The sequence below is a fragment of the Streptomyces sp. NPDC030814 genome, assembly GCF_055572155.1.
The window spans coordinates 1-9786 of sequence record NZ_JBVIDX010000056.1; the positions used below are offsets into that span (position 1 = coordinate 1).

Genomic DNA, 9786 nt, shown 5'->3' on the forward strand with positions numbered 1-9786 from the left:
AACGTCGAGTGGCCCCGGTCGGACGACCGGCCCCGCCGGGCCGGTGTGTCCTCCTTCGGCATCAGCGGCACCAACGCCCACGTCATCCTCGAACAGGCGCCCCAGGCGGCGGTGGCCGCGGAGAGCACTGAAGACGACGAGGTATCGGTGTTGCCGTGGATATTGTCCGCGGCCGGGGGTGGCCTGTCGGCCCAGGCCGAGAACCTGGCGGCCTTCGTGGAGGCACGGCCCGACCTCCCTCTCTGCGGCACCGCCCGGGCGCTCGCGACCACACGGACCGTCCTGGAGCACCGCGCGGTGGTCCTGGCGGCCGAACGGGACGACTTGCTGCGGGGCTTGCGTGCCCTGGCCGCGGGCATCGACGCGCCGGGTCTGATCCGGGGTGCGCAGACGCGTGCGCGAAAGACCGCTCTGCTCTTCGCCGGGCAGGGGTCCCAGCGCCTGGGTATGGGACGGGAGCTGTACGAGAGCTACCCCGCGTTCGCCGAGGCCTTCGACGCCGTGGACGCGGAACTCCCCTTCGATCTGCGGGAGGTGGTCTTCGGCGAGGACGCCGAGCTGCTGAACCGCACGGAGTTCACCCAGCCCGCGCTGTTCGCGCTGGAAGTGGCCCTGTTCCGGTTGCTGGAGTCGTGGGGTGTGCGCCCGGATGTGCTGGCGGGGCATTCGATCGGTGAGATCGCTGCCGCGCATGTGGCGGGGGTGTGGTCGCTGGCGGACGCGTGTCGTCTGGTGGTGGCGCGTGGCCGGCTGATGCAGGCGCTGCCGGAGGGCGGTGCGATGGTCGCGCTCGAGGCCACCGAGGACGAAGTGCTGCCTCTGCTCGGTGACGAGGTGGGGATCGCCGCGGTCAACGGGCCCCGGGCGGTGGTGATCGCCGGTGCGGCGCAGGCGGTGGAGGAGATCGCGGACCGCTTCCGCGCGCAGGATCGCAAGGTCACGGCGCTGCGGGTGAGTCATGCGTTCCACTCGCCGCTGATGGAGCCGATGCTGGCCGACTTCCGCAAGGTCGCCGAGAGTCTGACGTACGAGCGTCCGAAGCTGCCTCTTGTCTCGACGGTGACGGGTGAGACGGCCACGGCCGACGAGCTGATGTCGGCGGACCACTGGGTCGGCCATGTGCGCCGGCCGGTTCGCTACGCCGACGCCGTGCGGACCCTCGCCGGGCAAGGCGTCGGCCGCTGCGTGGAACTCGGCCCGGACGGCACCCTCGCCGCCCTCGCCCAGGCCTCCCTGGACGACACCGGCGCCACGGTGCTCGTACCGCTGCTGCGCAAGGACCGGCCCGAGGCGACGGCCGCGCTCGCCGCCGTCGCCGCGCTGTTCACCGCGGGCGCCGATGTGGACTGGCGCGCCGTCGTTCCGGCCGGCGGTGTCCGTGCCGTCGAGTTGCCGACGTACGCCTTCCAGCGAAAGCGGTTCTGGCCCGAGGCGTCGCACAGTCCCCGCGACCTGGCCGCCGCCGGGCTCGACGCGGCCGAGCACCCACTGCTGGGAGCCGCGGTTGAACTCGCCGACGGGGGAGCGGTGTTGACGGGTCGCCTCGCGTTGAGTTCACACCCCTGGCTGCGCGATCACAAGGTCCGGGGCGCGGTGGTCTTCCCGGGTACGGGCTGGGCCGAGCTGGCGCTGCGCGCCGGCGACGAGGTGGGTTGCACCAGGGTGGAGGAGCTGACGATCGGGGTGCCGCTGCTGGTGCCGGATCAGGGCATGCTCCGCCTGCGGGTCACGGTCGCGGCGGCCGACGACACGGGACGCCGCGCCGTGGAGATGCACTCCCGGGCGGCGGAGGCCTCGGACGACACACCATGGGTGCTGCACGCCGACGGTGTGCTGGCGCCGGACACGGCGGCGGAGGCATCCGCCGACGCGATGGCCGAACTCGCCGCATGGCCTCCGAAGGGCTCCGAACCCTGCCCCGTGACCGACGTGTACGAGCGGTTCGCGGCCGCCGGGCTGGCGTACGGGCCGCTGTTCCAGGGGCTGCGCACGGTGTGGCGGCGCGGCGACGAGGTGTTCGCCGAAGTCGGTCTGCCGCAGGAGCACGAGGGGCTCGCGGGCCGTTTCGGCGTGCATCCCGCCCTGCTCGACTCGACCCTGCACGCCGTCCTCTTCGGCCCCCTGGGGGACGAGGGCGCCGGACGGCTGCCGTTCTCGTGGCGCGGGCTGTCACTGTTCGCGTCCGGGGCGCGCGCCCTGCGGGTACGGGTGGTTCCGGCAGGATCCGACTCGGTGTCCCTGTACGTGGCCGACCCGTCGGGGGGCGCGGTCGCCGCCGTCGATTCGCTGGCGCTGCGCGAGGTGCCCGCCGAAGGGGTGGGCGGTGCGGGCGCGGCCGTCTGCGCAGGGACGTACCGGATCGACTGGATTCCGCTGCCGTCCCCGTCCCCGTCCCTGTCCCCGGCCCCGGCCGGGGCGGCGTCGCCCGGGGAAGGCCGTACGGACCGAACGGTCAGTGCGGTCCTGCTGACGGACCACGCGGCCCCGGACGACCACCCGGGCGCCGGACACCCCGACGTCCTCGCCCGGACCTGGTCGGAGCTGACCCGAGCCGTGCACGACGGCGATCCCGTACCCGAGACCGTGCTGCTGCCCTGGAGCGGTCCGCAGGACGCCTCGTTGGAAGGATCCTCGGCCGCGGCGCACGCCGTCACCACCGCCGCGCTCGCCTTCGTACAGGACTGGCTGGCGGCCGACGAACTCGCTCGGGCCCGGCTCGTCGTCGTCACCCGCGGTGCGATGGCGGTGGGGCCGGACGAGGAGTCCGATCCCGCGCTGGCCGCCCTGTGGGGTCTGGTGCGCTCGGCCCGGACGGAGAACCCCGGCCGGCTCGCGCTGGCCGACCTGGACGGAACGCCCGAATCCTGGGACACGCTGATCGCGCTGGTCGCCGGGCCGGACCTCCCCGCCGCCGAGGCCGAACTGGTCGTCCGCGGAAACGAGGTACTCGTTCCGAGGCTGGCTCCCGCGCCCCTGTCCCGTTCCTCCGTCACCGACGCGGAGGCCGGCCCCGCCGGGAGCGGCACTGGGCGCCTCGCGGACGGCACCGTCCTCGTCACCGGCGGCACCGGCGGACTGGGAGCCCTGGTCGCCCGTCACCTCGTCACCGGGCACGGGGTGCGCCACCTGGTGCTGGCGGGCCGGCGCGGGCCCGAGGCGCCGGGCGCGGCGGAACTCAGCGCCGAACTGACCGATCTGGGCGCCGACGTCACCATCGTGGCCTGCGACGTGGCCGACCGGCAGGCCTTGGAGAGCCTTCTGGCGTCGATCCCCGCCGACCGCCCGCTGACCGGGGTGATCCACACCGCCGGTGTCGTCGACGACGGTGTGCTGTCGTCACTGACCGAGGAACGGCTGGAAACGGTGCTGCGTCCGAAGGTGGACGCGACCGAACACCTCGACGCGCTCACCCGCGGCCTGGACCTGGCCGCGTTCGTTCTGTTCTCCTCGGTCTCCGCCACCTTCGGCGGCGCCGGACAGGCCAACTACGCCGCGGCCAACGCCTACCTGGATGCCATCGTCCGGTGCCGCAGGAACCTCGGCCTGCCCGCCGTCTCACTGGCCTGGGGCCCCTGGGCACCCGGCGCGGGCATGACCGCGGAGCTGACCGAGGCGGACCTGAAGCGCATGGCGCGCGGCGGCGTACGTCCGCTCGCCGTCGACCAGGGTCTCGCGGTCCTCGACGCCGTACTCCGGGACACCGAGCCCTCCTTTCTCCTACCGGTGAACCTCGACCTGCGGGCCCTGCGCGAACTGCCCGAGGTCCCCGCGCTGTTGCGGGGTCTGGTGCGTGGTCCGGCACGACGCTCCGCGCACACCGGCGGGCACGGCGCCGGCGGCGACGAGCTGCGGACCCGGCTGCTGGCTCTGCCCTCCGCCGAGCGTGAACAGCTGCTGCTGGAACTGGTCTCCGGTCTGGTGGCTCAAGTACTGGGTCACACCTCGGCCGCCGACGTGGAGCCGGCCCAGGCGTTCAAGACACTGGGCTTCGACTCCCTCACCTCGGTCGAGTTGCGCAACCGCGTCAACGCGGCGACCGGGCTGCGACTGCCCGCCACGCTCGTCTTCGACCACCCGTCCCCCCTCGCGCTCGCCCAGCACCTGCTGACCGCGCTCGCCGGCGACACCGAGGCACACGGCGAGGCGCTGCCCGCCTGGAGGGGCATGGACGACGACCCGGTGGTCATCGTGGGCATGGCCTGCCGGTTCCCCGGCGGCGTCGAGTCGCCCGAGGACCTCTGGGAACTGGTGAGCGAAGGTGGCGACGCCATCGGCGACTTCCCGACCGACCGTGGCTGGGACCTCGACGCGCTGTACGACCCCGAGCCCGGCCGACTCGGCAGGACCTACGTCCGCCGTGGCGGTTTCCTCTACGACGCCGCGTCCTTCGACGCCGGGCTGTTCGGGATCTCGCCGCGTGAGGCGCTGGCGATGGACCCGCAGCAGCGGCTGTTGCTGGAAGTGTCCTGGGAGGTCCTGGAACGGGCGGGCATCGACCCGACCGCGCTGCGCGGCAGCCGCACCGGGGTGTTCGCCGGTGTGATGGGACAGGACTACAACTCCTGTCTGCGTGAGGGGGAGCACGACTCCGACGGCTACCTGCTGACCGGCAACACCAGCAGCGTCCACTCCGGCCGTATCGCCTACACCTTCGGCCTGGAGGGCCCGGCGATGACGGTCGACACCGCGTGCTCCTCCTCCCTGGTCACCCTTCACCTCGCCGCGCAGTCCCTGCGGGCGGGCGAGTGCGACCTCGCCCTCACCGGCGGTGTCATGGTGATGTCCACGCCGGACACCTTCGTCGACTTCAGTCAGCAGCGTGGCCTCGCCCTCGACGGCCGCTGCAAGTCCTTCGGGGCGGGCGCCGACGGCACGGCCTGGTCGGAGGGGATCGGTCTGCTGGTGCTGGAGCGGTTGTCGGACGCGCGCCGCAACGGTCACCGGGTGCTGGCGGTGGTGGCGGGTTCGGCCGTCAACCAGGACGGTGCCTCGAACGGCTTGACGGCGCCGAACGGTCCTTCGCAGGAGCGGGTCATCCGGCAGGCCCTGGCCAGCGCGGGGATCCGGTCGGCTGATGTGGATGTGGTGGAGGCGCACGGCACGGGGACGCCGTTGGGTGACCCGATCGAGGCGCAGGCGCTGCTGGCCACCTACGGCCAGGATCGCGAACGGCCTCTGATGCTCGGTTCGTTGAAGTCGAACATCGGCCACACGCAGGCGGCGGCCGGTGTGGGTGGCGTGATCAAGATGGTGATGGCGATGCGGCACGGTGTGATGCCCCGCACCCTCCACGCCGAGGAGCCGTCGCCCTTCGTGGACTGGTCGCTCGGCGACATCGGTCTGCTCACGCAGAACGTGGAGTGGCCGGAGCCGCAGGACCGTCCGCGACGTGCGGGCGTGTCGTCCTTCGGCATCAGCGGCACCAACGCCCACGTCATCATCGAGCAGTCCCCCGACACGGTGACCACGCCGGACTCGGACACTCCCCAATCGGTGGCGGCAGCCGCCGAATTGCCCCTGACCCCGGTCGCACTGTCCGCGGCGTCCGAGGGTGCCCTGCGCGGGCAGGCCGAACGGCTGTGGGCCTGCGTCGACGCCGACCCGGGACTGCGTCTGGGCGACCTGGGCCTCTCGTCGTCCCTGAGGCCCTGGCTTGAGCACCGGGCCGTGGTCCTGGCTGCCGACCGTGCCGAACTGCTGCGTGGACTGCGAGCACTCGCCGTCGGCGAGCACGACCCTGCCGTCCTCACCGGCACTCCCGCACGCTCGGGCCGACGGCTCGCCTTCCTGTTCGCGGGTCAGGGCTCACAACGTTCCGGCATGGGCCGGGAGTTGTACGAGGCGTATCCGGTGTTCGCGGAGGCTTTCGACGCCGTGGACGCGGAACTCCCCTTCGGCCTGCGGGAGGTGGTGTTCGGTGAGGACGCCGACCTGCTGAACCGCACGGAGTTCACCCAGCCGGCCCTCTTCGCTCTGGAAGTCGCCTTGTTCCGGCTGCTGGAGTCGTGGGGTGTGCGCCCGGACGTGCTGGCCGGGCACTCCATTGGTGAGATCGCTGCCGCGTATGTGGCGGGGGTGTGGTCGCTGGCGGACGCGTGTCGTCTGGTGGTGGCGCGTGGCCGGCTGATGCAGGCCCTGCCGGAGGGCGGTGCGATGGTCGCGCTGCAGGCCACCGAGGAGGAGGTGCTGCCTCTGCTCGGTGACGAGGTGGGCATCGCGGCGGTCAACGGGCCCCGGTCGGTGGTGGTCTCGGGCGCGGCGGACGGTGTGGAGGAGATCGCGGAACACTTCCGTGCCCGTGACCGCAAGGTCACGGCGCTGCGGGTGAGTCATGCCTTCCACTCGCCGCTGATGGAGCCGATGCTCGACGAGTTCCGGACCGTCGTGGAGAGTCTGTCGTACCAGCAGCCGCGGACACCCATCGTCTCGACCGTCACGGGAGAGGCCGCCACCGCCGAGGAACTGACCTCGCCGGACTACTGGGTGGAGCACGTGCGTCGGCCGGTGCGGTTCGCCGACGCGGTGCGGCGGCTGGACGAGCAGGGCGTGTCCCGGTTCGTGGAGCTTGGTGCCGACGGCACACTGACCGCGCTGGCGCAGAGCGGTCTCGACGACGATCCGGCAGGTCGTCTGCTGACTCTTACTCTGCGCAAGGACCGCGCGGAGGTCCGTTCCGTCCTCTCGGCGGTGGCGGAGCTGCATCTGCACGGTGGGCAGGTGGACTGGCGTACGGTCTTCGCCCAGTCCGGGGCGACGCCGGTGGACCTGCCGACCTACGCCTTCGAACGCGAACGCTTCTGGCCTGAGGGCGCCAGGCTGGGCGGCCAGTCCGCGGCGGGCCCCGACCGGCCGGACGCCGGGTTCTGGACCGCTGTCGAGCGAGGCGATGCCCGTTCACTGGCCGACTCGCTCGGTGTGGCCGAGGACGCGCTGGACGGACTGCTGCCGGCACTGTCGTCGTGGTGGCGCGGACAGCAGGAGCAGTCCAGGGTCGACGACTGGCTGTACGGCGTGCACTGGAAGCCGCTCGGCGCGGTTACCGGTGGTGCCCTGCCGGGCCGCTGGCTGGCTGTGCTGCCCGCTGGGTTGCGGCACGACACGTGGAGCGGCGCCGTGCTGGGAGGTCTCGCGGCCCACGGGGCCGAGCCGGTGCCGGTCGTGTACGAGCCCGGCGCCGAACGGGCCGCACTGGCCACCCGGCTGGCCACGGCCGCGGGGGATGAGCCGGTCGCGGGTGTCCTGTCCTTCCTGGCGCTGCCTGAGCCCCGGGGCGAGCACACCGGAGACTGCGAGGCCGGCTCCGACGACGGCGTTCCGGCTGGCCCCGCTGCCACGGCTGTACTCGTACAGGCCCTGGGCGACGCCGGGCTCGCCGCCCCGTTGTGGGGGTTGACCAGGGGGGCGGTCGCGGTGAACCGGTCCGACCAGGCGCCCGACCCGGCACAGGGCGCGGTATGGGGACTGGGCCGGGTAGCGGCGCTGGAGCACCCCGAAGGCTGGGGCGGTCTCGTCGACCTGCCCCAGCTCGTGGACCGGCGCGCGGCGAGCCGCCTCGTCGGTGTGCTCACGGGCCGCTCGGGAGAGGACCAGGTCGCGATCCGGGCGACCGGTGTCTTCGGTCGGCGGCTCTGCCGGACGGCACCCGGCGCACTCGGCGCGGGCTGGCGTCCGTCGGGCACGGTGTTGATCACGGGCGGCACGGGCGCGCTGGGCGCACGGGTGGCCCGCTGGGCCGCCGCGCAAGGCGCCGAGCACCTCGTCCTGATCAGCCGGCGTGGGCTCGACGCGCCCGGCGCACCGGACCTGCGCGACGACCTCCTCGCCTCGGGCGTACGGGTGACCGTGGCCGCCTGCGACGCGGCCGACCGGGACACGCTCGCCGCGCTGCTGGCCGAACACCCCGTCGACGCGGTGGTGCACACCGCGGGTGTCCTCGACGACGGGCTGGTGGAGGCGCTGACGCACGAGCGCTTCGCGGCCGTCCTGCGCGCCAAGGCCGTCGCCGCGCGCAATCTCGACGTCCTGACCCGGGGCCGGGAACTGTCGGCGTTCGTGCTGTTCTCCTCGTTCGCGGGCTCCGTCGGCTCTCCGGGGCAGGGCAACTACGCCGCCGCCAACGCCTACCTGGACACCCTGGCCGAGCAGCGCAGGGCGGCCGGGCTTCCCGCCACGTCCGTGGCGTGGGGGCCGTGGGCCCAGGACGGTATGGCGGCCGACGGCGGTGTCGAGGAGTACCTGCGCCGCCGGGGCCTGACCGGACTGGAGCCCGAGCCCGCCCTGGTGGCGATGGAGCGACTGGTGGGCACCGGCGATCCGGCCGCCGTCGTGGCACGGGTCGACTGGGCGCGCTTCGCTCCCGCGTTCGTCGCCGGACGGGGCAGCGCCCTGCTCGGTGACGTCGCCGAGGCGGAGGCCGCGCTGCGGGACGCCGCCTCCGGCGCGGACGCGGACGCCCTGCGGCAGCGGCTGGCCGGCCTGGGTGTCGGCGAACGGTCCTCGGCGCTGGTCGAGCTGGTGCGGGAGCAGGCGGCCCTGGTCCTGGGACATGCCAGGTCCGACGCGGTGGACCCGGCCCGTGCTTTCCGGGAGGCAGGCTTCGACTCGCTGACCGCCGTGGAGCTGCGCAACCGGCTCGGCGCGGCCACCGGGCTCCGGCTGCCTGCGACGTTGGTCTTCGACTATCCGTCACCTGTGGACATCGCCCGGTACCTGGACGCCGAACTCGCCGGCCCTGACGGCGACCCGGCCGGAGCGTCCGGGGTCGTCGCCGAGATCGACAGGCTGGCCACGGCCCTCGCGGCCGAGGCCGGGGTCGGTGGCGAGACCCACCTGGAGATCACGGCGAAGCTGCGGGGACTGCTGGAGACATGGACCGGCACCGACACCGCGGACGAGACGGACGACGCGATCGCGGAACTGGACGGGGCCACGGACGACGAGATGTTCGACCTGATCGACAAGGAACTCGGGATCTGACCACCCGGCTCGGGCGACGGGATCGTTCACGGCTTTTTCGCGAGGAAGTGGAGCACGATGGCGAGCAATGAAGAGAAGCTGCGGGACTACCTGAAAAGGGTGACGGCGGATCTCCGCCAGACCCGCAAGCGTCTTCATGACGCCGAGACGGGCCGCCAGGAGCCTGTCGCGATCGTCGGCCTCGGCTGCCGCTTCCCGGGAGGAGCGGACACACCCGATGAGTTCTGGCGGCTGCTCACGGACGGCCGCGACGCCGTCGCTGACTTCCCCGCCGACCGCGGCTGGGATCTCGACGGCGTCTTCGACCCGGCGGGCGGTGTCGGCACCACGTACGCCCGCCAGGGAGCCTTCCTCTACGACGCGCCGCTGTTCGACTCCACCTTCTTCGACATATCGCCCCGTGAGGCCACGACCATGGATCCCCAGCAGCGGTTGCTGCTGGAGACCTCCTGGGAGGCACTGGAACGCGCGGGCATCGATCCCGCCACGCTCCGAGGCAGCCGGACCGGTGTGTTCACGGGCACCAACGGTCAGGACTACCTCGCCCTCATGCTCAACCGGCCGGAGGAGTCCGACGGCCACCTGACCACCGGCATCACCGCGTCGGTGTTGTCGGGTCGGGTGTCGTACGTGCTGGGGTTGGAGGGTCCGGCGGTGACGGTGGACACGGCGTGTTCGTCGTCGCTGGTGGCGTTGCATCTGGCGGTGCAGGCGCTGCGGTCGGGTGAGTGTGATCTGGCGTTGGCCGGTGGTGTGACGGTGATGTCGACGCCGGGTGCGTTCGTGGAGTTCTCGCGGCAGCGGGGGCTT

General features: G+C 72.8%; 2 protein-coding genes. Both read left to right on the forward strand.

Translation table 11 applies throughout. The annotated features are described in order from the left end of the window. On the forward strand, positions 1-8976 hold an 8976-nt coding region (locus ACZ43N_RS42595; protein ID WP_468105247.1), incomplete at its 5' end, for a type I polyketide synthase. 57 nt (positions 8977-9033) lie between these two features. Further along, on the forward strand, positions 9034-9786 hold a 753-nt coding region (locus ACZ43N_RS42600), incomplete at its 3' end, for a beta-ketoacyl synthase N-terminal-like domain-containing protein (RefSeq protein ID WP_468105249.1).